21 protein-coding genes and 1 pseudogene are annotated in these 26,445 nt (G+C 64.3%); 19 read left to right on the forward strand and 3 right to left on the reverse strand.

Going from position 1 to position 26,445, the window contains the following annotated elements:
- Position 1 precedes the first annotated feature (1 nt).
- Positions 2-604 carry a DUF924 family protein gene (locus TO66_RS01915; RefSeq protein ID WP_044460728.1) on the forward strand — a complete coding sequence of 201 codons (603 nt, stop codon included), beginning with the start codon at positions 2-4 and terminating at the stop codon, positions 602-604.
- Between the two features lie 108 nt (positions 605-712).
- On the opposite strand, the gene TO66_RS34190 is transcribed toward TO66_RS01915, so the two are convergent.
- The gene (locus TO66_RS34190) at positions 713-1,477 is read right to left on the reverse strand and encodes a methyl-accepting chemotaxis protein (protein ID WP_409077174.1); all 765 of its coding nucleotides are present in this window, start codon (positions 1,475-1,477) and stop codon (positions 713-715) included.
- A gap of 93 nt (positions 1,478-1,570) precedes the next feature.
- Positions 1,571-2,605: pseudogene (locus tag TO66_RS34195) on the reverse strand (cache and HAMP domain-containing protein); the annotation flags it as partial.
- Positions 2,606-2,886: 281 nt separating this feature from the next.
- Here TO66_RS34195 and TO66_RS01925 point away from each other — a divergent pair.
- The gene (locus TO66_RS01925) at positions 2,887-3,141 is read left to right on the forward strand and encodes a lipoprotein (protein WP_044460730.1); all 255 of its coding nucleotides are present in this window, start codon (positions 2,887-2,889) and stop codon (positions 3,139-3,141) included.
- Between the two features lie 36 nt (positions 3,142-3,177).
- Positions 3,178-3,747, forward strand: coding sequence for a lipocalin family protein (locus tag TO66_RS01930; protein ID WP_044460731.1), 570 nt, complete (start codon positions 3,178-3,180; stop codon positions 3,745-3,747).
- 43 nt (positions 3,748-3,790) lie between these two features.
- Here the strand turns inward: TO66_RS01930 and TO66_RS01935 are convergent, their stop codons facing one another.
- Positions 3,791-5,155: a formimidoylglutamate deiminase gene (locus tag TO66_RS01935; protein WP_044460732.1), complete on the reverse strand. Its 1,365-nt coding sequence runs from the start codon at positions 5,153-5,155 to the stop codon at positions 3,791-3,793.
- A 188-nt stretch (positions 5,156-5,343) separates the two neighbouring features.
- Here TO66_RS01935 and hutC point away from each other — a divergent pair, with 188 nt between their 5' ends.
- From hutC to mdoH, 16 genes are all read left to right on the forward strand, one after another.
- A complete protein-coding gene (gene hutC, locus TO66_RS01940) occupies positions 5,344-6,012 on the forward strand; it encodes a histidine utilization repressor (protein ID WP_230014808.1) in 669 nt (222 codons plus the stop codon).
- Positions 6,013-6,021: 9 nt separating this feature from the next.
- Positions 6,022-6,594, forward strand: coding sequence for a HutD family protein (locus tag TO66_RS01945; RefSeq protein WP_044460734.1), 573 nt, complete (start codon positions 6,022-6,024; stop codon positions 6,592-6,594).
- Between the two features lie 434 nt (positions 6,595-7,028).
- A complete protein-coding gene (hutU, locus tag TO66_RS01950; protein WP_044460735.1) occupies positions 7,029-8,711 on the forward strand; it encodes a urocanate hydratase in 1,683 nt (560 codons plus the stop codon).
- A 118-nt stretch (positions 8,712-8,829) separates the two neighbouring features.
- Positions 8,830-10,293, forward strand: a complete 1,464-nt coding sequence (locus TO66_RS01955) for a cytosine permease (RefSeq protein WP_044460736.1) — start codon at positions 8,830-8,832, stop codon at positions 10,291-10,293.
- 75 nt (positions 10,294-10,368) lie between these two features.
- Positions 10,369-11,337, forward strand: a complete 969-nt coding sequence (locus TO66_RS01960; protein WP_044460737.1) for an ABC transporter substrate-binding protein — start codon at positions 10,369-10,371, stop codon at positions 11,335-11,337.
- A gap of 70 nt (positions 11,338-11,407) precedes the next feature.
- A complete protein-coding gene (locus TO66_RS01965) occupies positions 11,408-12,259 on the forward strand; it encodes a proline/glycine betaine ABC transporter permease (protein WP_044460738.1) in 852 nt (283 codons plus the stop codon).
- Positions 12,256-13,086 (forward strand): glycine betaine/L-proline ABC transporter ATP-binding protein, encoded by an 831-nt coding sequence (locus TO66_RS01970; protein WP_052506092.1) that lies wholly within the window; start codon positions 12,256-12,258, stop codon positions 13,084-13,086. Before TO66_RS01965 ends, TO66_RS01970 begins: the two co-directional genes overlap by 4 nt.
- A 97-nt stretch (positions 13,087-13,183) precedes the next feature.
- Positions 13,184-14,707, forward strand: coding sequence for a histidine ammonia-lyase (gene hutH, locus TO66_RS01975; RefSeq protein ID WP_044460739.1), 1,524 nt, complete (start codon positions 13,184-13,186; stop codon positions 14,705-14,707).
- 147 nt (positions 14,708-14,854) lie between these two features.
- Positions 14,855-16,393, forward strand: a complete 1,539-nt coding sequence (hutH, locus tag TO66_RS01980; RefSeq protein ID WP_156162033.1) for a histidine ammonia-lyase — start codon at positions 14,855-14,857, stop codon at positions 16,391-16,393.
- 155 nt (positions 16,394-16,548) lie between these two features.
- Positions 16,549-17,958, forward strand: a complete 1,410-nt coding sequence (locus tag TO66_RS01985) for an amino acid permease (protein WP_044460740.1) — start codon at positions 16,549-16,551, stop codon at positions 17,956-17,958.
- Between the two features lie 15 nt (positions 17,959-17,973).
- Positions 17,974-19,179 carry an imidazolonepropionase gene (hutI, locus tag TO66_RS01990; RefSeq protein WP_044460741.1) on the forward strand — a complete coding sequence of 402 codons (1,206 nt, stop codon included), beginning with the start codon at positions 17,974-17,976 and terminating at the stop codon, positions 19,177-19,179.
- 10 nt (positions 19,180-19,189) lie between these two features.
- A complete protein-coding gene (hutG, locus tag TO66_RS01995; protein ID WP_044460742.1) occupies positions 19,190-19,990 on the forward strand; it encodes an N-formylglutamate deformylase in 801 nt (266 codons plus the stop codon).
- A gap of 210 nt (positions 19,991-20,200) precedes the next feature.
- Positions 20,201-21,172 carry a prolyl aminopeptidase gene (gene pip, locus TO66_RS02000; RefSeq protein ID WP_044460743.1) on the forward strand — a complete coding sequence of 324 codons (972 nt, stop codon included), beginning with the start codon at positions 20,201-20,203 and terminating at the stop codon, positions 21,170-21,172.
- Positions 21,169-21,606 (forward strand): D-aminoacyl-tRNA deacylase, encoded by a 438-nt coding sequence (gene dtd / locus TO66_RS02005; RefSeq protein ID WP_044460744.1) that lies wholly within the window; start codon positions 21,169-21,171, stop codon positions 21,604-21,606. Before pip ends, dtd begins: the two co-directional genes overlap by 4 nt.
- A gap of 277 nt (positions 21,607-21,883) precedes the next feature.
- The gene (locus tag TO66_RS02010; RefSeq protein ID WP_044465926.1) at positions 21,884-23,671 is read left to right on the forward strand and encodes a glucan biosynthesis protein G; all 1,788 of its coding nucleotides are present in this window, start codon (positions 21,884-21,886) and stop codon (positions 23,669-23,671) included.
- Complete coding sequence (mdoH, locus tag TO66_RS02015; protein ID WP_044460745.1) at positions 23,664-26,234, forward strand: glucans biosynthesis glucosyltransferase MdoH; 2,571 nt, start codon at positions 23,664-23,666, stop codon at positions 26,232-26,234. Before TO66_RS02010 ends, mdoH begins: the two co-directional genes overlap by 8 nt.
- Positions 26,235-26,445 lie beyond the last annotated feature (211 nt).

The raw sequence follows: 26,445 nt of genomic DNA on the forward strand, positions 1-26,445 counted from the left end.
CATGGCCGCGCCCTGGCAGCCCCTGCTCGACTGGTGGTTCGGTTTCGCCGAGCGGCCCGCCGACGTCGTGGCTGACAAGGGCAAGCTGTGGTTCGGCAAGCGCGACAGCCAGGACCTCGAGGCGCGCGAGCGTTTCGGGGACCTGGTGGAACAGGCGCTGGCGGGTGGCTTGAGCGAGTGGGCGCAACGCCCGCAGGGCTGGCTGGCCCTGGTGCTGTTGCTCGACCAGTTGCCGCGCATGCTCTATCGCGAAACCCCGAAAAGCTTCGCCGGCGACTTGCGGGCCCAGGCCCTGGTAGCCCAGGGCATCGCCGCGGACTTCGACCGGCAACTGTTGCCGTTGCAGCGCAGCTTTATCTACCTGGTGTTCGAGCATTGCGAGAATCTGGCGGTGCAGAACGAAGCGATTTCCCGCTTTGCCGCGTTGCACGATGAACAACCGGCGCAAGACCGGCCGGTGTTCGCCGATCATCTGGACTACGCCGAACGGCACCAGAAAATCATTGCCCGCTTCGGGCGCTTCCCCCACCGCAACCGGATCCTCGGGCGCGAATCGACGCCGGAAGAGCTGGCGTTCTTGCGTGAGCCGGGTTCCAGCTTTTAATCCTTCTGCGTTCTATAGATCGCTATCGCGGGCAAGCCTCGCTCCTACAAAGGTATGCGCGCACCTGTAGGAGCGGCCGGTCGACGCTCGATTGCCCGCGATGCTTTTTCAGATCCGGAAACTGCCCACCAGTTGCTTCAGCCTTGCTGCTTGCTGTTCCAGGTCGGCGCAGGCGCGCAGGGTGGCCTGGAGGTTTTCCACGCCTTCCTGGTTGAGGGTGTTGATCTGGTTGATGTCGACGTTGATCGACTCGACCACGGCGGTCTGTTCCTCGGTGGCGGTGGCCACGGACTGGTTCATGCCGTCGATCTCGCCGATGCGCTGGGTCACGCTGCCCAGGCGCTCGCCGGCCTGGTTGGCGATGCCGACGCTGCTTTCGCTCTCGCGCTGGCTGCTGGTCATGGTGCTCACCGCCTGGCGGGCGCCGACCTGCAGTTCCTCGATCATCTTCTGCACTTGCTGCGCCGAGTCCTGGGTGCGGTGGGCGAGGTTGCGCACTTCGTCGGCGACCACCGCGAAACCGCGGCCGGCCTCGCCGGCGCGGGCGGCTTCGATGGCGGCGTTGAGCGCCAGCAGGTTGGTCTGCTGGGAGATGCTGGTGATGACTTCGAGGATCTGCCCGATGTTCACCGTGTTGCTGTTCAGGGTCTCGATATTGCCGCAGGAGTCGCTGATCTTCGCCGACAGCTGCTGCATCGCGGCGATGGTCTGGTCGACCACGGCCTGGCCTTCGCTGGCCAGGTTGCGCGCGTCGCTGGAGTGCTGCGAGGCCAGCGCGGCGTTCTGGGCGATTTCCTGGGCGGCGGCGCCGAGCTGATTGATCGCCGCGGCGACGCTGCTGGTGCGCGAGGCCTGCTGGTCGGAGTTGAGCATCGATGAGTTCGAGGCGCTGACCACGCGCAGGGCCACTTCATTGACCTGGCCGGTGGCCGAGGCGACTTCGCGGATCGAGGTGTGGATGCGCTCGACGAAGCGGTTGAACGACACGCCCAGGGTGCCGAATTCGTCGTGGCCATGGATGGTCAGGCGCTTGGTCAGGTCGCCTTCGCCCTCGGCGATATCGTGCATCGCGCGGCCCATCAGGTGCAGCGGCTGCATCAGCACGCGGATCAGCATGCCCAGCAGGCCGATGATGATCGCCACGGCAATCAGCATGGCGACGATGGCCGAGGTACGGAATTCGCTGAGCATCGAGAACGCGGTGTCCTTGTCCAGCACCAGCGCCACGTACCAGTCCGCCGAGGGCACGCCGTTGACGCGGGTGAAGGAGATGAACTGGCGCTGGCCGTTCAGCTCGACTTCCTTCAGGCCCGGGCTGACCTGGGGCGCGCCGTTGGGGTAGGCCTCGCTGAGATTCTTGAGCACCAGCTTGCTGTCCGGGTGGATCAGGATCTTGCCGGCGGCGCTGACGATGAACGCCTGGCCGTGGCCGCCGAAGTTCAGCGAGTTGATGATGGCGCTGATGCTGGACAGGTCGATGTCGGCCCCGGCGACGCCGATGAAGCTGCCCTGGTGCTGGACCGGCGTCGCGACGGTGATTACCAGCTTGCCGGAAGAGGCCGCGATGTAGGGTTCGGTGACGATGGTCTGCTGGGCCGCGGTGGCCGCCTTGTACCAGCCGCGGGCGCGCGGGTCGTAGTCGGGCGCGCGGTTGCCTGCCGGAACGGAGAACATCAGGCCGTCCTGGCCACCGAAGTAGCTGAGCTGGAAGTTGCTGGCGTAGGCGGGGAGGCCGACGCTGCGTTTCAGGCCGTCGAGGTCGCTGCCGTCCACGGCGACTTGCTGGGCCAGGGTGTGCAACAACTGGATGCGGCTTTCCAGCCAGGTCTGGATGTTGCTGCTGGTCAGGCTGCCGAGTTCCTGCATGGAGGACTCGCTGCTGCTGCGCAGGGCCTCGCGCTGTCGATAATCGTTGAACAGGATAAAACAGGCGAACGCGACGGCCACCACAAGAGCGGCGGCCAGCAGGATCTTGTGGCTGAATTTCATGTTTCTGGTCATTAAGTGAACTACCGCGAGAGGGTGGTCAGCGAGGGGCGTCAATTTGCCATAACGGCGGTTTTTACGCTGCTTTTATGTCGACTGGCCATCACTCAACATGAGGTGCGCTGACGTTTGTCCGACGAAATGCTTTTTGCCCGCGCAAAGTGGTTGATTCCCGAGGAAATGCTGAGCGCTGCGTCACAATAAATAGCCATCCGGCTGGGGAACCAGACAGGGCTTTTCTCTTCTAAGCTTCTGGTTGGCAGCATGCCATCCCCCGTCCGTCCAGGAGTTTCACCATGTCCCTGCGTTCTTTCGCTCTGTTGTCGTTCTGCGTGCTGTTGGCTGCATGCGGCAAGGTCAATCAGGAAAACTATTCCAAGCTGTCGGCCGGCATGCCCAAGGCCGAAGTTGAAAAACTGCTGGGCAAACCGACCGATTGTTCCGGCGCGCTGGGCATGTCCAGTTGCACTTGGGGCGACAAGAACAGCTTTATCAGCGTGCAGTACGCCGGTGACAAAGTGCTGATGTTTTCCGGGCAAGGCCTGAAGTAAAAAAAACCGGGGCCGTGCGCCCGCGGGAGAAAAATAATGATGCGTTTGGTAGTCACCCTTCTCGCCGGCCTGTTACTGGCTGGCTGCGCCACGTCCCGGGACGATTCGCTGGCGCCCAAGACCGTTGATCACGTCGATCTCAAGCGTTACCAAGGGACCTGGTACGAGTTGGCGCGTTTGCCGATGTATTTCCAGCGCAATTGCGCGCAATCCGAAGCCCGTTACACCCTGCTGCCCGACGCCAACATGGCGGTGCTCAACCGCTGCCTGACCGCCGACTGGCAATGGGAAGAGGTGCGGGGCACGGCAACGCCACAGGCGCCGGGTAAAACCGACAAGCTGTGGGTCGAGTTCGATACCTGGTTTTCCCGGCTGATACCGGGCCTGGCCAAGGGCGATTACTGGGTGCTGTACGTGAGCGACGACTACAAGACCGCGATTGTCGGCAACCCGGACCGGCGTTACCTGTGGCTGTTGTCACGCCGGCCGAATGTCAGCGAGGCGGTTCGTGAGGACCTGCTGAGCAGGGCGCGCCAGCAGGGTTATGACACCACTCGCCTGATCTGGCGAGTGTCGGACAAGGCGATGGCCAAGACCTCGAAATGATCCCCGCGCGGGAGCCAGCCAACTGGCCCCCGCGTTCGTGGTTTCAGCCGAGCAGCTCGCGCAGCACCTGGGTGAAGGCGCGGTTGCTGTCTTCTTCGCCGGCGTGACGGCCGTCGCGCACGACCCACTGACCATTGACCAGCACATCGCGCACCTGGCGATCGCCGCCGGCGAACAGCCAGCGGTTGAGGATGCCGTCGCCATCGGCGGTGGCCAGGTAAGGATCGTTGCCGTCGAGCACCAGCCAGTCGGCGCGCTTGCCCACCTCCAGGGCGCCGATCGGCTGCCCCAGGGCCTGGGCGCCACCGTCCAGCGCGGCGTCGTACAGGGTCCGGCCGACCATCGGCTGGTCGCTGCGGTACAGGCGGTTGCGGCGCTGGTCGCGCAGGCGCTGGCCGTATTCCAGCCAGCGCAGTTCTTCCACCACGCTCAGCGACACATGGCTGTCGGAACCGATGCCCAGGCGGCCGCCCTGGGCGAGGAAATCCACGGCGGGGAAAATCCCGTCGCCGAGGTTGGCCTCGGTGGTCAGGCACAGGCCGGCGATCGCCTTGCTGCGCGCCATGAGGCTGACTTCCTCGGCGTTGGCGTGGGTCGCGTGGACCAGGCACCAGCGCTGGTCGACCTCGGTATTTTCATACAGCCATTGCAGCGGCCGGCGCCCGCTCCAGGTCAGGCAGTCGTCGACTTCCTTCTGTTGTTCGGCAATGTGGATATGCACCGGGCACTGCTGGTCGCTGGCGGCCAACACGTCGCTGATCTGCTGCGGAGTGACCGCGCGCAACGAATGGAAGCACAGCCCCAGTTGCTGAGTCGGTTGTCCGGCCAGCAGCGGTTGCAGGCGGCTTTGCAGCTTGAGGTAGTTTTCCGTGCTGTTGATGAAGCGGCGCTGGCCGTCATTCGGCGCCTGGCCGCCGAAGCCCGAGTGGCTGTACAGCACGGGCAGCAGGGTCAGGCCGATACCGGCGGCGCTGGCGGCCTGGCTGATGCGCAGCGACAGTTCGGCCGGATCGGCGTAGGCCTGGCCGCTGGTGTCGTGGTGCACGTAATGGAATTCGGCGACCGAGGTGTAGCCGCACTTGAGCATCTCGATGTACAGCTGGCGGGCGATGACGCCCAGTTGCTCCGGGCTGATCTTGCCCACCAGGCGATACATCAGGTCGCGCCAGGTCCAGAAGCTGTCGTTGGGGTTGCCGGCCACTTCCGCCAGCCCGGCCATCGCCCGCTGGAAGGCGTGGGAGTGCAGGTTGGGCATGCCCGGCAGCAGCGGGCCCTTCAGCCGTTCCGCGCCTTCTGCGCTGGCATTGGCCTGGATGTGGGTCAGCAGGCCGTCGGCACCGACCTCAAGACGTACGTTGTTGGCCCATCCGTTAGGCAGCAGTGCGCGTTCGGCAAAGAAGGCGGACATGGTTCAAGCACCCCGTCGTGTGTTATTTGTATATACATATACAGACGTTTGCCTGCTCGGTAAACTCCGGCAAGCTACCCACTTTTATTCGCCAACAAGGATTTCCCGTGCCGACTCCGCCCGCCAACTCCCCGCTGGCCGCCCAATTGGGCGATAGTCCGGCGCCCTTGTATGCCCGCGTCAAGCAGATGATCACCCAGCAGATCGAGAGCGGAAACTGGCCGCCGCACTACCGCGTGCCCTCGGAAAGCGAGCTGGTCAGCCAGCTGGGTTTCAGCCGCATGACGATCAACCGCGCGCTGCGCGAGATGACCGCCGAAGGCATGCTGGTGCGCATGCAAGGGGTCGGCACCTTCGTTGCCGAGCCCAAGAGCCAGTCGGCGCTGTTCGAGGTGCACAACATCGCCGACGAGATCGCCTCGCGCGGTCATCGCCATACCTGCAAGGTCATCACCCTGGGTGAAGAAGCGGCCGGCTCCGAGCGCGCCGTGGCCCTGGAAATGCGCGAAGGGCAGCGGGTGTTCCATTCGCTGATCGTGCATTTCGAGAACGATATCCCGGTGCAGATCGAGGACCGTTTCGTCAACGCGCTGGTAGCGCCGGACTACCTCAAGCAGGACTTCACCCTGCAGACCCCCTACGCCTACCTGAACCAGGTCGCGCCGCTGACCGAGGGCGAGCACGTGGTCGAGGCGATCCTGGCCGAGCCCGAAGAATGCAAGTTGCTGCAGATCGAGCGCGGCGAGCCGTGCCTGCTGATTCGTCGCCGGACCTGGTCCGGCCGCCAGCCGGTAACGGCCGCGCGCCTGATCCACCCCGGTTCCCGTCATAGCCTGGAAGGGCGGTTTCACAAGTAAGGGGCGTCAATGACTCAATTGAATGTTTTGCGTGCGGCCAGCTACCCGCGTATGCCGTGGAAGAACGGCGGCGGCAGCACCGAAGAGATCACCCGGGACGCCGGCGTCGGCCTGGAAGGTTTCGGCTGGCGGTTGTCGATCGCCGATATCGGCGAGTCCGGAGGCTTTTCCAGCTTCGTCGGCTACCAGCGCATCATCACCGTCTTGCAGGGGGCCGGCATGACCCTGAGCGTGGACGGCCAGGACACCCGCCAGCTGCTAGCGCTGGATCCCTTTGCCTTCAGCGGCGCCAGCCAGGTGGCCTGTACCCTGGTCGACGGGCCGATTCGCGACTTCAACCTGATCTACGCGCCGGATCGCTACAGCGCTCGCCTGCAATGGCTGCAAGCGGGACAGCGCTTCTTCACCCAGGCTGGCACGCTGCTGATATTCAGCGTGGCCGACGAAATGCGCGTCGACCTGGGTGACGGCATCGCGGCCTCGCTCGAGCGCCATGACTGCCTGCAACTGCTCGATAACCCCGGCTTGCGCGAAGTCAGCGTTGGCGGTGCCTGCTGTGCCATCGAGCTGACGGCCCTCTGATCCTGTTGTAGCCGCTGCCGCGAGCTTCGCGAGGTTCCTCGAACCTCGTCGTCGCCCGCGGCGGTGGTCGGATAAAGCGCGTTTCCCTCTCTCCCTCCTGTTGTTTCCCTCGCGCACCACTTTGTTACCGAATGCCCCAGCGTGGCGCAAAGCTACGTCCAAGTAACAGCCTCTCTTCTTCCAGCCAGATCCTTCACGAAAAAAACATCGGCCCTGAAACCCTTGCTCCAAAGGGCTTTGCGCCCCAGCGAAAATTTTCTTGTGGGCTCTGATCATGAGTTGGCCGCTTGATTGCATATGCTTGTATGTACAAGTAAAGACGTATGCGTATAAGTCGCAGCGTCGCCCCTGATTCGCTTGCGGCGCAGCCTCTGCGCGCAGGCATGCTCGCCCACTGCCTGGGCTGGTTGGATTGATCGCTGAGGAGTTTTTCCGTGACTGAGAACAAAGCTACGAAATACCGGAACGTCGAAATTCGCGCTGCCCGCGGCAACAAGCTGACCGCCAAGAGCTGGCTGACAGAAGCACCGCTGCGCATGCTGATGAACAACCTCGATCCGGAAGTCGCCGAGAATCCGAAGGAGCTGGTGGTTTACGGCGGCATCGGCCGTGCCGCGCGCAACTGGGAGTGCTACGACAAGATCGTCGAGAGCCTGACCAACCTGAATGACGACGAAACCCTGCTGGTACAATCCGGCAAGCCGGTCGGCGTGTTCAAGACCCACAGCAACGCACCGCGCGTGCTGATCGCCAACTCCAACCTGGTGCCGCACTGGGCCACCTGGGAACACTTCAACGAACTGGATGCCAAGGGCCTGGCCATGTACGGCCAGATGACCGCCGGCAGCTGGATCTACATCGGCAGCCAGGGCATCGTCCAGGGCACCTACGAAACCTTCGTCGAGGCTGGCCGCCAGCATTACAACGGCAACCTCACCGGCCGTTGGGTACTCACTGCCGGCCTCGGCGGCATGGGTGGCGCCCAGCCGCTGGCCGCGACCCTGGCCGGCGCCTGCTCGCTGAACATCGAATGCCAGCAGACCAGCATCGACTTCCGCCTGCGCAGCCGCTATGTCGACGAGCAGGCCAAGGACCTGGACGACGCCCTGGCGCGCATCGCCAAGTACACCGCCGAAGGCCGTGCCATCTCCATCGCCCTGCTGGGCAACGCCGCCGAGATCCTGCCGGAGCTGGTCCGTCGTGGCGTGCGTCCGGACATGGTCACCGACCAGACCAGCGCCCACGACCCGCTCAACGGCTACCTGCCGGCCGGCTGGAGCTGGGAGCAGTACCGCGAGCGCGCCAAGACCGAGCCGGCCGCTGTGGTCAAGGCCGCCAAGCAATCGATGGCCGTGCACGTCAAGGCGATGCTCGACTTCCAGAAGCAGGGCGTGCCGACCTTCGACTACGGCAACAACATCCGCCAGATGGCCCAGGAAGAAGGCGTCGAGAACGCCTTCGACTTCCCGGGCTTCGTGCCGGCCTATATCCGTCCGCTGTTCTGCCGCGGCATCGGGCCGTTCCGCTGGGCCGCGCTGTCGGGCGATCCGCAGGACATCTACAAGACCGACGCCAAGGTCAAGGAACTGATCCCGGACGACGCGCACCTGCACAAATGGCTGGACATGGCGCGTGAACGCATCAGCTTCCAGGGCCTGCCGGCGCGGATCTGCTGGGTGGGCCTGGGCCTGCGCGCCAAGCTCGGCCTGGCGTTCAACGAAATGGTGCGTAGCGGCGAGCTGTCGGCGCCGGTCGTCATCGGTCGCGACCACCTGGACTCCGGTTCGGTCTCCAGCCCGAACCGCGAAACCGAATCGATGCAGGACGGTTCCGACGCCGTGTCCGACTGGCCGCTGCTCAACGCCCTGCTGAACACCGCCAGCGGCGCGACCTGGGTTTCCCTGCACCACGGCGGCGGCGTCGGCATGGGCTTCTCCCAGCACTCCGGGATGGTGATCGTCTGCGATGGCACCGACGAAGCGGCCGAACGTATCGCACGCGTGCTGACCAACGACCCGGGCACCGGTGTCATGCGCCACGCCGATGCCGGTTACCAGATCGCCATCGACTGCGCCAAGGAACAAGGCCTGAACCTGCCGATGATCACCGGCAAATAAGTTCTCGGCGGTTCGCCGCCAGGACCAGGGAAGAAGCCGCCGCACACGGCCGTGCGGTGGCTTGGTCCATGTAGCAGAGCTTTGACATGACAAAAAATCTCCTGGGAGAACAATAACGATGTCCACGGCCAGCGATAACACCAAACCCCTGATCGAGCGGCGCTCGATCAACTACATTCCCGAGGCCGAGCGCCACGGCAAGCTCTATAGCCAGTTCACCCTGTGGCTGGGCGCGAACCTGCAGATCACCGCCATCGTCACTGGCGCCCTGGCCGTGGTGCTGGGTGGCGATGTGTTCTGGTCGCTGATCGGCCTGCTGATCGGCCAGTTGCTGGGCGGTGGGGTGATGGCATTGCACGCGGCGCAAGGGCCCAAGCTCGGCCTGCCGCAGATGATCTCCAGCCGGGTGCAGTTCGGCGTCTACGGCGCGGCCATCCCGATCGTGCTGGTCTGCCTGATGTACCTGGGCTTCACCGCCACCGGCACCGTGCTTTCCGGCCAGGCGCTGGGCCAGCTGTTCGGCGTCAGCGACAGCGTCGGCATCCTGATCTTCGCCAGCGTCATCGTGCTGGTGACCGTGCTCGGTTACCGCGTGATCCACTTCATCGGTCGCGCCGCCAGCGTCATTGGCGTGATCGCCTTCGTTTACCTGTTCAGCCGCCTGATGGGCCAGACCGACGTCGGCGCGCTGCTGGAAATCCGCCATTTCAGCTGGAGCAGCTTCCTGCTCGCGGTGTCGCTCGCAGCGTCCTGGCAGATCGCCTTCGGCCCTTACGTGGCCGACTACTCGCGTTACTTGCCGAGCAAGACGTCCTCGGTGAAAACCTTCCTCGCCGCGGGTGCCGGCTCGGTGATCGGCGCCCAGGTGGCAATGATCCTCGGGGTGTTCGCCGCGGCCATGGCCAACGGTCAGTTCGCCGGTCGCGAGGTGGCCTACATCGTCGGCCTTGGCGGCAGCGGCGCCACCGCCGCGCTGCTGTACTTCGCCATCGCCTTCGGCAAGATCACCATCTCGACGCTGAACTCCTACGGCAGCTTCATGTGCATCGCCACCATCATCAGCGGCTTCCGCGGCCATCTGGAGGTAACGCGCCTGCAACGCCTGGTGTTCGTGCTGGTCATCGTCGGGGCCGCGACCCTGATCGCCTTGCTCGGCCAGCACTCGTTCCTCGGGGCGTTCAAGTCTTTCATCCTGTTCCTGCTGGCCTTCTTCACCCCGTGGAGCGCGGTCAACCTGGTGGACTACTACTGCATCACCCGCGAGCACTACGACGTGCCGGCGCTGGCCGACCCGAACGGCCGCTATGGCCGCTGGAACATCCTGGGGATCAGCGTCTATGTGATCGGCGTGCTGGTACAGCTGCCGTTCATTGCCACCAAGTTCTACACCGGCCCGCTGGTGGAGGCCCTGGGCGGCGTGGACATCTCCTGGATCGTTGGCCTGGTGGTTCCCGCGGCGCTGTATTACGTCTGCGCGAAGAAATGGCACGGCTCCGTACCCGATCGCCTGATCCTGCCGGTAGAGCAGGACCCGATCACAGAACAAAAGCTGAGTGGGGCAGACCGCGCGACAGCGGTCTAGACCTGAATTGGACGTAGACGGGCTGGATGCCTCTTGACTGCCGTAATCCATTTCAATGATTGGGAGCGTCACACAATGAAAACGAATAAGACCCTGCTGACCACTTTGCTTTCCATCGGCCTGTTGGCCAGCGCTGGCGCCACCCAGGCGGCCGGCTGGTGCGAATCCGGCAAGCCGGTGAAGTTCGCCGGCCTGAACTGGGAAAGCGGCATGTTGCTGACCGATGTGCTGCAGGTGGTCCTGGAAAAAGGCTACGGCTGCAAGACCGACAGCCTGCCGGGCAACTCCATCACCATGGAAAACGCCCTGAGCAGCAACGACATCCAGGTCTTCGCCGAAGAGTGGGTAGGCCGCAGCGAGGTCTGGAACAAGGCCGAGAAGGCCGGCAAGGTGGTCGGCGTCGGTGCCCCGGTGGTGGGCGCCATCGAAGGCTGGTACGTACCGCGCTATGTGATCGAAGGCGACGCCAAGCGCAAGCTGGAAGCCAAGGCCCCGGACCTGAAGAACATTGCCGACCTGGGCAAGTACGCCGCCGTGTTCAAGGACCCGGAAGAGCCGAGCAAGGGCCGTTTCTATAACTGCCCGGCCGGCTGGACCTGCGAGCTGGACAACAGCGAGATGCTGAAAAGCTACGGCCTGGAAAACGCCTACACCAACTTCCGTCCGGGCACCGGCCCGGCGCTGGATGCCGCGGTGCTGTCGAGCTACAAGCGTGGCGAGCCGATCCTGTTCTACTACTGGACCCCGACCCCGCTGATGGGCCAGGTCGACCTGGTGAAGCTGGAAGAAAAACCGGGCGTGGACAAGAGCGTGAGCATCAAGGTCGGCCTGTCCAAGACCTTCCACGAGGAAGCTCCCGAGCTGGTGGCCGTGCTGGAAAAGGTCAACCTGCCGATCGACCTGCTCAACCAGAACCTGGCGCGCATGACCAAAGAGCGCATCGAATCGCCGAAGCTGGCGAAAATTTTCCTCAAGGAACATCCTGAAGTCTGGCACGCATGGGTGAGCGAAGACGCAGCCAAGAAAATCGACGCGGCCTTGTAGGTAGAGCCTTCCCGGCTGCCTGAAGCGCAGCCGGGAACCTTGCCTCAATCCACTTGATCGAGAGTCTCTTATGTTTCCTGAAAGCTTCACGTTTTCCATCGCCGACTGGGTCAACGGTTGGGTCGATGCGCTGGTAACCAACTACGGCGATGTGTTCCGCCACATCTCCGACACCCTGCTGTGGGCCATCGTCAACCTCGAAGGCCTGCTGCGCCTGGCGCCCTGGTGGCTGATGCTGGCGATCGTCGGCGGCATCGCCTGGCATTCGACCCGCAAGCTGGTGACCACCGCGGTGATCGTCGGCCTGCTGTTCCTGGTGGGGGCGGTCGGCCTGTGGGACAAGCTGATGCAGACCCTGGCGCTGATGCTGGTGGCGACCCTGATTTCGGTGCTGATCGGCATCCCCCTGGGCATTCTCTCGGCGCGCAGCAATCGCCTGCGGTCGGTGCTGATGCCGCTGCTGGATATCATGCAGACCATGCCGAGCTTCGTGTACCTGATCCCGGTGCTGATGCTGTTCGGCCTGGGCAAGGTGCCGGCGATCTTCGCCACCGTGATCTATGCCGCACCGCCGCTGATCCGCCTGACCGACCTGGGGATCCGCCAGGTCGACGGCGAAGTTATGGAGGCGATCAACGCCTTCGGTGCCAACCGCTGGCAGCAACTGTTCGGTGTGCAACTGCCGCTGGCCCTGCCGAGCATCATGGCGGGGATCAACCAGACCACCATGATGGCCCTGTCGATGGTGGTGATCGCCTCGATGATCGGCGCCCGCGGCCTGGGTGAAGACGTGCTGGTGGGGATCCAGACCCTCAACGTCGGCCGTGGCCTGGAAGCCGGCCTGGCGATCGTGATCCTGGCCGTGGTCATCGACCGCATTACCCAAGCCTATGGTCGTCCACGCCATGAGGTGAGCAAATGAGCAACGCAAGCGTAAGCAAGATCGAAGTGAAGAACGTCTTCAAGATTTTCGGCAACCGTGCGGCCGACGCGCTGGACATGATTCGCCATAACAAGACCAAGGACCAGGTGCTGGCCGAGACCGGCTGCGTGGTCGGGGTCAACGACCTGTCGCTGAGCATCGGCACCGGCGAGATCTTCGTGATCATGGGCCTGTCCGGCTCCGGCAAGTCGACGCTGGTGCGCCACTTCAACCGCCTGATCGACCCGACCAGCGGCGCGATCCTGGTGGATGGCGTGGACATCCTGCAATACGACATGGAAGCCCTGCGCGAATTTCGCCGGCACAAGATCAGCATGGTGTTCCAGAGCTTCGGCCTGCTGCCGCACAAGACCGTGCTGGAAAACACCGCCTACGGCCTCAAGGTCCGCGGCGAGAGCAAGCAGGTCTGTGCCGAGCGCGCGCAGCACTGGATCAACACCGTGGGCCTCAAGGGCTACGAAAACAAATACCCGCACCAGCTGTCCGGCGGCATGCGCCAGCGGGTCGGCCTGGCCCGCGCCCTGGCGGCGGACACCGACATCATCCTGATGGACGAGGCCTTCAGCGCCCTCGACCCGCTGATCCGTGCGGAAATGCAGGACCAGTTGCTGGAGCTGCAGAAGACCCTGCACAAGACCATCGTCTTCATCACCCACGACCTCGACGAGGCCGTGCGCATCGGCAACCGCATCGCGATCCTCAAGGACGGCCGGCTGATCCAGGTCGGCACGCCGAAGGAGATCCTGCATTCGCCGGCGGACGAGTACGTCGACCGCTTCGTGCAGCGGCGCGCGGCGGTGGTTTGAAGGGTGGGGCGGGCCTGGCTTCCTGTAGGAGCGAGGCTTGCCCGCGAAGGCGGCGATAAGGCTGCATCAATGTTCAAGTCGTACCCTGAGGTCGAATATGTCGCAGGCTGAAAAAATCGTTATCGCCGACGCCCCCGTGCGTTGGCAGGATGTGGTCGCCGTGGCACGGCATGGCGCGCAGCTCGAACTGTCGGCCCGGACCTGGGCGCGGATCGAGAACGCCCAGGGCATTGTCCAGCGCATTGTCGCCAGCGGCGAACGCGCCTATGGCATCAACACCGGCCTGGGCGCGCTGTGCAACGTCTCGCTGCAGGACGAACAGCTCAGCCAGTTGTCGCGCAACACCCTGCTCAGCCATGCCTGTGGCGTGGGTGCGCCGTTGAGCGACGAGCAGACCCGGGCGATTCTCTGCGCGGCCATCGTCAATTACAGCCACGGCAAGTCCGGGATTCACCGGCAGGTGGTCGAGGCGCTGCTGGCCTTGCTCAATCTCGGCATCACCCCGCAGGTGCCGGCCCAGGGCTCGGTGGGCTACCTGACCCACATGGCGCATATCGGCATCGCCTTGCTCGGTGTCGGCCAGGTCAGCTATCGCGGGCAGGTCGTGGCGGCCGAGCAGGCGCTGGCGGCGGAGGGCCTGCAACCGGTGCGGCTGGGCGCCAAGGACGGCCTGTGCCTGGTCAACGGCACGCCGTGCATGACCGGCCTGTCGTGCCTGGCCCTGGCCGATGCCACGCGCCTGGTGCAGTGGGCCGATGTGATCGGCGCCATGAGCTTCGAGGCGCAGCGCGGGCAGATCGCCGCATTCGATGCCGAGATCATCGCGCTCAAGCCGCACCCGGGCATGCAACAGGTCGGCATCAACCTGCGAGCCTTGCTCGACGGCAGCGAAGTGATTGCCGCCAGCAAGGGGATCCGCACCCAGGATGCCCTGAGCATTCGTTCCATACCGCAGGTTCACGGCGCCGCCCGCGACCAGTTGGCGCACGCCACGCAGCAGATCGAGACCGAACTCAATTCCGTCACCGACAACCCGATGGTGCTGGGTACGCCTGACCACTACCGAGTGGTATCCCAGGCCAACCCCCACGGCCAGTCGGTAGCGCTGGCGGCAGACCTGCTGGCGATCGCCATGGCCGAGGTCGGCTCGATCGCCGAGCGGCGCCTGGACCGCCTGATCAACCCGCATGTCAGCGGCTTGCCGGCGTTCCTGGTCAGCAACCCCGGGGTCAACTCGGGAATGATGATCGTGCAGTACGTGGCGGCCTCGCTGTGCGCGGAAAACCGCCAGCTGGCGCAACCGGCGGTGCTCGACAACTACGTCACCTCGGGCCTGCAGGAAGACCACCTGAGCCTGGGCACCAACGCCGCGCTGAAGCTGCACCGCGCCCTGGACAACTGCACCCAGATCCTCGCCATCGAATACCTGTTGGCCGCCCAGGCCTTCGAATTCCTCAAGGAGCAGCGTTTCGGCGCCGGCACCGACGCCGCCTGGAAGCTGCTGCGCCAGCACGTCCCGGCCTATGACCAGGATCGCTGGCTGGCCCCGGACATCGCCCGTGCCGCGGCACTGCTCAAGGTCCCGGCCTTGCTGCAAGAGGTGTTACCCGGCGTGCACTGAGCCACGCCCTGCAAGAACGTCTTTCATCGACAACGTTTTCCACAAAACCAGCGTGCCAAGGCGCCACCCGCTCAAAAAGCGGGCAGCGACGGATAACGGACACTTCCGGAGCGACTGGTCGTTAATAAAAAAACTCTCAAAAGGAGCATGAATGTGACTGCGCTAAACCTGATCCCCGGCCAACTGACCCTGGCTCAACTGCGAGCCGTCTACCAGCAGCCGGTAACTCTCAGTCTCGACAACAGCGCCTCGGCGCAGATCGATGCCAGCGTCGCCTGCGTCGAACAGATCCTCGCCGAAAACCGCACCGCCTATGGCATCAACACCGGTTTCGGCTTGCTGGCCTCGACCCGTATCGCCAGCGAAGACCTGGAGAATCTCCAGCGCTCCCTGGTGCTGTCCCATGCCGCCGGTGTCGGTGCGCCGATCAGCGACGCCCTGGTGCGCCTGATCATGGTGCTCAAGGTCAACAGCCTGAGCCGTGGTTTCTCCGGGATCCGCCGCCAGGTGATCGACGCCCTGATCGCCCTGATCAACGCCGAGGTCTATCCGCATATCCCGCTCAAGGGCTCGGTGGGCGCGTCCGGCGACCTCGCGCCGCTGGCCCACATGTCCCTGGTGCTGCTGGGCGAAGGCAAGGCCCGCTACAAGGGGCAATGGCTGGACGCCACCGAAGCGCTGAGTGTGGCCGGCCTCAAGTCGCTGACCCTGGCGGCCAAGGAAGGCCTGGCGCTGCTCAACGGCACCCAGGTGTCCACGGCGTTTGCCCTGCGCGGCCTGTTCGAGGGCGAAGACCTGTTCGCCGGCGCGCTGGCCTGCGGCGGCCTGACCGTCGAGGCGGTGCTGGGTTCGCGTTCGCCGTTCGATGCGCGGATCCATGCCGCCCGTGGCCAGAAAGGCCAGATCGATACCGCCGCGGCCTACCGCGACCTGCTGGGCGACAGCAGTGAAGTCTCCAAGTCGCACCAGAACTGCGACAAGGTGCAGGACCCGTACTCGCTGCGCTGCCAACCGCAAGTCATGGGCGCTTGCCTGACCCAGTTCCGCCAGGCGGCCGAGGTACTGGTGATCGAAGCCAACGCTGTGTCCGACAACCCGCTGGTGTTCGCCGCCGAGGGCGATGTGATCTCCGGGGGCAACTTCCACGCCGAGCCGGTGGCCATGGCCGCCGACAACATCGCCCTGGGCATCGCCGAAATCGGTTCCCTGAGCGAGCGCCGCATCTCGTTGATGATGGACAAGCACATGTCGCAGCTGCCGCCGTTCCTGGTGGGCAATGGCGGGGTCAACTCCGGCTTCATGATCGCCCAGGTGACCGCCGCGGCCCTGGCCAGCGAAAACAAGGCGCTGGCCCATCCGCACTCGGTGGACAGCCTGCCGACTTCGGCCAACCAGGAAGACCACGTCTCCATGGCGCCCGCCGCCGGCAAGCGGCTGTGGGAAATGGCCGAGAACACCCGCGGCATCCTCGCCGTGGAATGGCTGGCGGCCTGCCAGGGCCTGGACCTGCGTGAGGGCCTGAAGACCTCGGCCAAGCTGGAGAAGGCCCGCGGCACCCTGCGCGCGAAAGTGCCGTTCTACGAGAAGGATCGGTTCTTCGCCCCGGACATCGACGCCGCGAGCGAGCTGCTGGCGTCCCGTTGCCTGAACGAGCTGATGCCGGCCAAGTTGCTGCCGAGCCTGTAATGGCACTCGTAGCCGCTGCCGAGGTACGAGGCTGCGATGCGGTCCGCAGGACCGCCCTCGGGGGCCGCTGCGCAGCCCTTCGCAGCCTCGTGCCTCGGCAGCGGCTACAGATACGGTTTTGGGTTTTCTCCGATAAAAATAATTAGGAACGAGAAATGCAACAGCAAGCTCAAGGATTGAAACGCGGGCTGTCCGCCCGACATATTCGCTTCATGGCACTGGGGTCGGCGATCGGCACCGGGCTGTTCTATGGTTCTGCCTCGGCCATCCAGATGGCCGGTCCCGCGGTGCTCCTGGCCTACCTGATCGGTGGCGCCGCGGTGTTCATGGTGATGCGCGCGCTGGGCGAGATGGCCGTGCACAACCCGGTGTCCGGTTCCTTCGGCCAATACGCCAGCACCTACCTGGGCCCCATGGCGGGTTTCCTGCTGGGCTGGACCTACGCCTTCGAGATGGTCATCGTCGGCCTGGCCGATGTCACGGCCTTCGGCATCTATATGGGCTTCTGGTACCCGGACGTGCCGCGCTGGATCTGGGTGCTGGGCATCGTTTCGCTGATCGGCGGGCTGAACCTGTGCAACGTCAAGGTGTTCGGCGAGATGGAGTTCTGGCTGTCGCTGCTCAAGGTCGGTGCCATCGTCGCCATGATTCTCGGCGGTTTCGGCATCATGCTGTTCGGCATCGGCAGTTCGTCGGCTTCGACAGTGACCGGCCTCAGCAACCTCTGGGAACACGGCGGTTTCATGCCCAACGGTGTCGGTGGCCTGATCGCTTCCTTTGCCGTGGTGATGTTTGCCTTCGGCGGCATCGAGATCATCGGTGTCACGGCGGGCGAGGCCAAGGACCCGGACCGCGTGCTGCCCAAGGCGATCAACGCGGTGCCGCTGCGGATCCTGCTGTTCTACGTCCTGACCCTGTTCGTCCTGATGGCCATCTTCCCCTGGCAGCAGATCGGCAGCCAGGGCAGCCCGTTCGTGCAGATTTTCGCCAACCTGGGCATCGGCTCGGCGGCGACCATCCTCAATATCGTGGTGATCTCGGCGGCGGTGTCGGCGATCAACAGCGATATCTTCGGCGCCGGCCGCATGATGTACGGCCTGGCCCAGCAAGGCCATGCACCCAAGGGCTTCGCCCAGCTGTCGCGCTACGGGGTGCCGTGGATGACTGTGGTGGTCATGAGCATTGCCCTGTTGCTGGGGGTGTTGCTGAACTACCTGATTCCGGAGAACGTGTTCCTGCTGATCGCGTCGATCGCGACCTTCGCCACGGTCTGGGTCTGGCTGATGATCCTCTTCACTCAGGTGGCCATGCGCCGGTCCATGACCGCCGAGCAGGTGGCGCAGCTGAAATTCCCGGTACCGTTCTGGCCTTACGCGCCCATGGCGGCGATTGCCTTCATGCTGTTCATCTTCGGCGTGCTGGGCTACTTCCCGGACACCCAAGCGGCGCTGATCGTCGGGGTGGTGTGGATCGCCCTGCTGGTGCTGGCCTACCTGATCTGGGTCAAGCCCGCCGCCGGGCAGGCCGCGCTGGTCAAGCGCGACCCTTCTTTTTCTCATCGATAACCACGGAGGCCCTGGATGAAAACTCTCTGGCAACACTGTCATGTCGCAAGCATGGCGCAAGGTACTTACTCGATCATCGAGGATGCTGCCATCGTGACGTCAGGAGCGCTCATAGAGTGGATCGGCCCACGCAGCGAAGTGCCGGCCGGCAACTATGCCGAGCGGCATGACCTGGCGGGGGCCTGGGTCACCCCGGGCCTCATCGACTGTCACACCCACACGGTGTTCGGCGGCAATCGCAGCGGCGAGTTCGAGCAGCGCCTGCAAGGGGTGAGCTACGCCGAGATCGCCGCCGCCGGTGGCGGTATCGCCAGCACCGTGCGGGCGACCCGCGCAGCGAGCGAGGACGAACTGTTCGACAGCGCGCGCAAGCGCCTGAAGAGCCTGCTGCGCGACGGCGTCACCAGCGTCGAGATCAAGTCCGGCTATGGCCTGGACCTGGCCAGCGAACGCAAGATCCTGCGGGTGGTCCGGCGCCTGGGCGCCGAGTTGCCGGTCAGCGTGCGCAGCACCTGCCTGGCGGCTCATGCCTTGCCGCCGGAATACGCCGAGCGCGCGGACGACTACATCGAACATATCTGCGCCGAGATGCTGCCGGCGCTGGCGGCCGAGGGGCTGGTGGACGCGGTGGATGCCTTCTGCGAATACCTGGCGTTCTCGCCGGAGCAGGTGGAGCGGGTGTTCATTGCCGCGCAGCGGCTCGGCCTGCCGGTGAAACTGCACGCCGAGCAGCTGTCGTCGTTGCATGGCTCCAGCCTGGCGGCGCGTTACCACGCGCTGTCGGCCGACCACCTGGAATTCATGACCGAGGACGACGCCATCGCCATGGCCCGGGCCGGCACCGTGGCCGTGCTGCTGCCGGGCGCGTTCTATTTCCTGCGCGAAACCCAGTTGCCGCCGATGGAGGCCCTGCGCAAGCACGGGGTGAAGATCGCCGTGGCCAGCGACCTCAACCCCGGCACCTCGCCGGCGCTGTCGCTGCGCCTGATGCTGAACATGGCCTGCACCTGTTTCCGCATGACCCCGGAAGAAGCCCTGGCCGGCGTGACCCTGCATGCGGCGACCGCGCTGGGCATGGACAAGACCCACGGTTCGCTGGAGGCCGGCAAGGTGGCGGACTTCGTCGCCTGGCAGATCGATCGTCCCGCCGACCTGGCCTACTGGCTGGGCGGCGACCTGGAAAAACGCGTCGTGCGCCACGGCGTTGAAGTGGATTTATAGGAGAAGGGCTGTGGATAAGGTTCTGAGTTTCAAACAAGGCCGGGTGCCGCTGCTGATCAGCATGCCCCACGCCGGCCTGCGCCTGACGCCGGCGGTCGAGGCCGGGCTGATCCCCGAGGCGCAAAGCCTGCCGGATACCGACTGGCACATCCCGCGGCTCTATGCCTTTGCCGAAGAGCTGGGCGCCAGCACCCTGGCGGCGGAATACTCGCGTTTCGTCATCGACCTCAACCGTCCGTCCGACGATAAGCCTTTATATGTCGGCGCCACCACCGGGCTGTACCCGGCCACGCTGTTCGACGGTGTGCCGTTGTTTCGTGAAGGGCAGGAGCCATCGAAGCAGGAGCGCGCGACTTACCTGGAGCAGGTCTGGACGCCGTATCACCGGACCCTGCAACAGGAACTGGCGCGGCTCAAGGCCGAGTTCGGCTATGCCTTGCTGTTCGATGCGCATTCGATCCGTTCGCTGATTCCGCATCTGTTCGAAGGCAAGCTGCCGGACTTCAACCTGGGTACCTTCAACGGCGCCAGCTGCGATGTCGAGCTGGCCAGCCAGCTGGAGGCGATTTGCGCGCGTCATGATGGCTACAGCCATGTGCTCAATGGCCGCTTCAAGGGTGGCCATATCACCCGGCACTACGGCAACCCGGCCGAGAACATCCATGCGGTGCAGCTGGAGCTGGCGCAGAGCACCTACATGGAAGAGTTCGAGCCGTTCCGCTATCGCGACGATCTGGCGGCGCCGACCCAGGTGGTGCTCAAGCAATTGCTGCAAGGCCTGCTGGCCTGGGGTCAGAAGCGCTACGGCTGACCACCGCGATCGCTCGCTTCTACTAGGAACGACTCACACCTTGTAGGAGCGAGCTTGCTCGCGATGGGCCCTCGACGGCAGCGCAAAACCCGCAAACAACCCCAAAGTCTCCAAGGACATGCTCATTCCGTGATTCGGGTTTATGATGCCGGACGGCAGAATAATTGAAGTCCCCATCAGGGATGACCTCGACCCCTTACGGAGCGCGCAATGCAGACTTTGTACCCGCAGATCAAACCCTATGCCCGGCACGATCTGGCTGTCGACGAACCCCATGTGCTGTATGTCGACGAGAGCGGTTCGCCCGAAGGTTTGCCGGTAGTGTTCATCCACGGCGGTCCGGGGGCCGGGTGCGATGCGCAGAGTCGCCGCTACTTCGATCCGAACCTGTACCGCATCGTCACGTTCGACCAGCGCGGTTGCGGGCGTTCCACGCCGCACGCCAGCCTGGAAAACAACACCACCTGGGACCTGGTCGCCGACCTCGAGCGGATCCGCCTGCACCTGGGGATCGAAAAGTGGGTGGTGTTCGGTGGTTCCTGGGGTTCGACCCTGGCCCTGGCGTATGCGCAAACCCATCCTGAGCGTGTCCACGGCCTGATCCTGCGGGGGATCTTCCTGTGCCGTCCGCAGGAAATCGAATGGTTCTACCAGGCCGGCGCCAGCCGCCTGTTTCCCGATTACTGGCAGGACTACGTGGCGCCGATTCCGCCGGAGGAGCGCGACGACCTGCTCGGCGCCTTCCACAAGCGTCTGATCGGCAACGACCAGATCGCCCAGATGCACGCGGCCAAGGCCTGGTCGATCTGGGAAGGGCGCACCGCCACCCTGCGGCCGAACCCGCTGGTGGTCGATCGTTTCTCCGAGCCGCAGCGCGCGCTGTCGATTGCCCGGATCGAATGCCACTACTTCACCAATCATGCATTCCTTGAGCCGAACCAGCTGATTCGCGACATGGGCAAGATCGCCCATCTCCCCGGGGTGATCGTGCATGGCCGCTACGACGTGATCTGCCCGCTGGACAACGCCTGGGAGTTGCACCAGGCCTGGCCGAACAGCGAACTGCTGGTGATCCGCGACGCCGGTCACGCCGCTTCCGAACCGGGCATTACCGATGCGCTGGTGCGGGCCGCCGACCAGATGGCGCGGCGCTTGCTCGACCTGCCGCCCGAAGAAGCATGAAGGGCCTGTTGCAGCGCGTGCGCGGCGCGCGGGTCGAAGTGGCGGGCGAGATTGTCGGCGCGGTGGACCAGGGGCTGCTGGTGCTGGTCGCGGTAGAGCCCGGGGACACCCGCGCCAGCGCCGACAAGCTCCTGCACAAGCTGCTTAACTATCGAGTGTTCAGCGATGCCGAGGGCAAGATGAATTTGTCCCTGGCCGATGTGGAGGGCGGGTTGCTGCTGGTCTCGCAGTTCACCCTGGCCGCGGACACCAGGAGCGGCCTGCGCCCGAGCTTTTCCACGGCGGCCCCGCCGGCCCTCGGCGAAGAACTTTTTGACTATTTATTGTGCAAGGCGCAACAGTTGCATGGCAAAGTGGCATCAGGGCGTTTCGGCGCGGACATGCAGGTTCACCTGGTCAATGATGGCCCGGTAACCTTCCTGTTACAGACCTGAAAGTGCTTGAAACATCTTTTTCGGTCGAAACCGTCCGAAAATGGGCGTTTTTCGCGATAAATACTTGGTCGCCCCTGATGCGTTGTAACGCGGCCTACTAGATAATCGCGCGCTACGGGGATCAGCGTTCGTTGGTCCGTTTTTGACTTAGGTAGAGACTTGTTCGGAACCGTTTGGGGAATCATTTAGCCCCATCGGAGTCGGAACAATGCTCGCCAACCTGGCATATAGATAGCTGGCCGTTGGTTTTTTGATCTGTTTTCGGCGAGGGTTGCTCGTGATTGTTAGTCCCTGTAATGCACCAAAATTGTCTGCCAAACGGTTACGAAACGCACTGCTGACAGGCTCTGCACTGTTGTGCCTGCTCAGCGCCGGCCAACTCTGGGCATTCAATCTGGATGATGTATCGGCCAAGGCTAAGGATCTGGCCGCGCAGAAGTACGAGGCCCCGCGCAGTAACCTGCCGAACGAATTTCGTGAAATGAAATTCGCGGACTATCAGAAAATCCGCTTCCTGACCGAAAAGGCCGAGTGGGCGAAGCAGAAAACCCCATTCAAGCTGTCCTTCTATCACCAGGGCATGCATTTCGACACGCCGGTGAAAATCAACGAAATCACCGCGAGCACCGTCGAAGAGATCAAGTACGACCCGTCCCGCTTCGATTTCGGCGACCTCAAGTTCGATCCCAAGTCCACCGAACAGCTCGGCTATGCCGGCTTCCGCGTGCTGTACCCGATCAACAAGGCGGACAAGCAGGACGAAATCATGACCATGCTCGGCGCGAGCTACTTCCGCGTCGTCGGCAAGGGTCACGTCTATGGTCTGTCGGCCCGTGGCCTGGCCATCGACACCGCGCTGCCGTCCGGAGAAGAGTTCCCGCGCTTCACCGAGTTCTGGATCCAGCAACCCAAGCCGACCGACAAGCACCTGGTGATCTTCGCGCTGCTGGACTCGCCGCGCGCCACCGGCGCCTACCGCCTGACCCTGCGTCCGGGCACCGACACCATCGTCGACGTCAAGGCCCGGATGTTCCTGCGTGACAAGGTTGGCAAGCTGGGCATCGCCCCGCTGACCAGCATGTTCCTGTTCGGCGCCAACCAGCCGTCGAAAGTCCTCAACTATCGTCGCGAGCTGCACGACTCCAGCGGCCTGTCGATCCATGCCGGCAATGGCGAGTGGATCTGGCGTCCGCTGAACAACCCGAAACACCTGGCCGTGAGCAACTTCTCGGTAGAGAACCCGCGCGGTTTCGGCCTGCTGCAGCGTGGTCGCGACTTCAGCCACTACGAAGACCTCGACGACCGCTACGACAAGCGCCCAAGCGCCTGGATCGAGCCGAAGGGCGACTGGGGCAAGGGCACCGTCGACCTGGTGGAAATCCCGACCGCGGACGAGACCAACGACAACATCGTTGCCTTCTGGAGCCCGGAGAAGCAGCCTGAGCCTGGCCAGCCGTTCGATTTCGCCTATCGCCTGCACTGGACCATGGACGAAGCGTCCCTGCATTCGCCGGACAGCTCCTGGGTCGAGCAGACCCTGCGCTCCACTGGCGACGTCAAGCAATCCAACCTGATCCGCCAGCCGGATGGCAGCGTGGCTTACCTGGTGGACTTCGAAGGCCCGTCCCTCGCAGCCCTGCCGGAAGACACCGAAGTGCGTAGCCAGGTCAGCGTCGGCGACAATGCCGAGCTGGTGGAAAACAGCGTGCGCTACAACCCTGAAACCAAGGGCTGGCGCCTGACCCTGCGGATGAAGATCAAGGACCCGAGCAAAGCCACCGAGATGCGCGCGGCCCTGGTCAAGAACGCCACGCCTGTCGAGCCGGCCAAGGCCGTGCCGGCTTCCAGCTCCTCCATCGCCAAGGCCGACAAGGTCGCGGCCAAGCAGCAGGAGAAGAAGGAAGCGGACGCCAAGCAGGCTGACGCCAAGCCGGCCAAGGACGCCAAGCACGCCAAAGACGCCAAGCAGCCTGCTGCCGAGGCGGCCCCAGCCACACCGGAATCTGTCCCGACCGAGCAAGTCCTGACCGAGACCTGGAGCTACCAGTTGCCTGCCGATGAGTAACTCTCAAGCACAGCCAGAAACTCTTGCCGAGTACCTGGCGCACCTGCCGATGACCGATGAGCAGCGCGCGGAACTCGCGGGCTGCAAGTCCTTCAGTGAACTGCACGAACGCCTGTCGTCCACGACCTTCGATGCGCCCGCCGATGCCGCCCAGGCCTCGGTGGGCCGCCGGCTGACGCTCAATAGCGCCGAGGAGCTGGAAGACGCCGAGATGCTCGCGGTCGATGCCGCCGGCCGCGTGTGCCTCAAGGCCACGCCACCGATCCGGCGGACCAAGGTGGTTCCCGAGCCGTGGCGCACCAACATCCTGGTGCGTGGCTGGCGGCGCCTGACCGGGCGTACCAACCCGCCGGCGCCGAAGAAGGACGAGCGGGTGCTGCCGGCGGCGCGTTGGCGCACCGTCGGTTCGATCCGTCGCTATATCCTGCTGTTGCTGATGCTCGGCCAGACCATCGTGGCCGGCTGGTACATGAAAGGCATCATGCCGTACCAGGGCTGGTCGTTCGTCGACCTGGAAGAGGTCCTGCATCAACCGCTGATGCAGACCGCGACCCAGGTCCTGCCGTACGCCTTGCAGACCAGCATCCTGATTCTGTTCGGCATCCTGTTCTGCTGGGTATCGGCCGGTTTCTGGACGGCGCTGATGGGCTTCCTCGAGCTGCTCACCGGCCACGACAAATACCGCATTTCCGGCAAGAGCGCCGGCAACGAGCCGATTCCGCAGGATGCGCGCACCGCCCTGGTGATGCCGATCTGCAACGAAGACGTGCCGCGGGTGTTCGCCGGCCTGCGGGCGACCTTCGAGTCGGTCGCGGCCACTGGTGACCTGGACCGCTTCGACTTCTTCGTGCTCAGCGACAGTAACGACACCGATATCTGCGTGGCCGAGCAGCAGGCCTGGCTGGACGTCTGCCGCGAAACCAAGGGTTTCGGCAAGATCTTCTATCGCCGCCGTCGCCGTCGGGTCAAACGCAAGAGCGGCAACCTCGACGACTTCTGCAGGCGCTGGGGCGGCGACTACAAGTACATGGTGGTCCTCGACGCCGACAGCGTGATGAGCGGCGAATGCCTGACCAGCCTGGTGCGCCTGATGGAAGCCACGCCGGACGCGGGCATCATCCAGACCGCGCCGAAAGCCTCGGGCATGGACACCCTGTATGCGCGCATGCAGCAGTTCGCCACCCGGGTCTACGGTCCGCTGTTCACCGCTGGCCTGCACTTCTGGCAGTTGGGCGAATCCCACTACTGGGGGCATAACGCGATCATCCGCATGAAGCCGTTCATCGAGCACTGCGCCCTGGCGCCGTTGCCGGGCAAAGGCGCGTTCGCCGGTGCGATCCTGTCCCACGACTTCGTCGAAGCGGCGCTGATGCGCCGTGCCGGCTGGGGCGTGTGGATCGCCTACGACTTGCCGGGCAGCTACGAAGAGCTGCCGCCGAACCTGCTGGACGAGCTCAAGCGCGACCGCCGCTGGTGCCACGGCAACCTGATGAACTTCCGCCTGTTCCTGGTCAAGGGCATGCACCCGGTGCACCGCGCGGTGTTCCTTACCGGCGTGATGTCCTACCTGTCGGCGCCGCTGTGGTTCTTCTTCCTGGTGCTGTCGACGGCCCTGCTGGCGGTCAACACCCTGATGGAGCCGCAGTACTTCCTCGAGCCGCGGCAGCTTTATCCGCTGTGGCCGCAGTGGCATCCGGACAAGGCGATCGCGCTGTTCTCGACCACTATCGTGCTGCTGTTCCTGCCGAAGCTGTTGAGCATCATCCTGATCTGGGCCAAGGGCGCGAAAGAGTTCGGCGGCAAGTTCAAGGTGACCCTGTCGATGCTGCTGGAGATGCTGTTCTCCATGCTGCTGGCGCCGGTGCGGATGATTTTCCACACCCGCTTCGTCCTCGCCGCGTTCCTCGGCTGGGCCGCGACCTGGAACTCGCCACAGCGTGACGACGACTCCACGCCATGGAGCGAAGCCGTGCGCCGCCATGGCCCGCAGACTCTGCTGGGCTTCTGCTGGGCGCTGCTGGTGATCTGGCTGAACCCGAGCTTCCTCTGGTGGCTGGTGCCGATCGTCGGTTCGCTGATGCTGTCGATCCCGGTGTCGGTGATCTCCAGCCGGGTTGGCCTGGGCTTGAAGTCCCGCGACGAGAACCTGTTCCTGATCCCCGAGGAATACGCGCCGCCGCAGGAACTGCTGTCCACCGACCAGTACACCCATGAAAACCGTTGGCACGCGCTGAACGACGGTTTCATCCGGGCGGTGGTCGATCCGCAGCAGAACGCCCTGGCCTGTGCCCTGGCGACTTCCCGGCACGGCGTGGCCGAACCGATCGAGTGGTTGCGTATCGAGCGGGTGCGCCATGCGCTGAAAGTGGGGCCGGCGGCCCTGAACAACGGCGAGCGCCTGGCGCTGCTGAGCGACCCGGTGGCCCTGGCCCGCCTGCACGAGCAGGTCTGGAGCGAAGGCCACGCCGAGTGGCTGAGCGCCTGGCGGCAATCGGTGGATGAAGATCCGCACGCGCCGTTGCTGCCGTTGCGACCGCAAGCGGCAATCGCCCAACCGGCCTGATGACAACGCCCTTGAGTCCGCTCAAGGGCGTTGTTGCTTGTGGGCCCGGCTTATCGCCCCGTCTGTAACAACAAATCCTGCGTAAACCCTTGTGCAAACGGCCGGGTGAGTTAGCATCGCACCCCGAATTGCCGCGAGCGGGCCACCTGCTGTCCGTATCTGCCGGTTTTCCAGGAAAACCGGCCGCGGGTTCGCCTCACAATAAAATGGG

Origin of the sequence: Pseudomonas sp. MRSN 12121 (assembly GCF_000931465.1) — a bacterium.
GTDB lineage: Bacteria > Pseudomonadota > Gammaproteobacteria > Pseudomonadales > Pseudomonadaceae > Aquipseudomonas.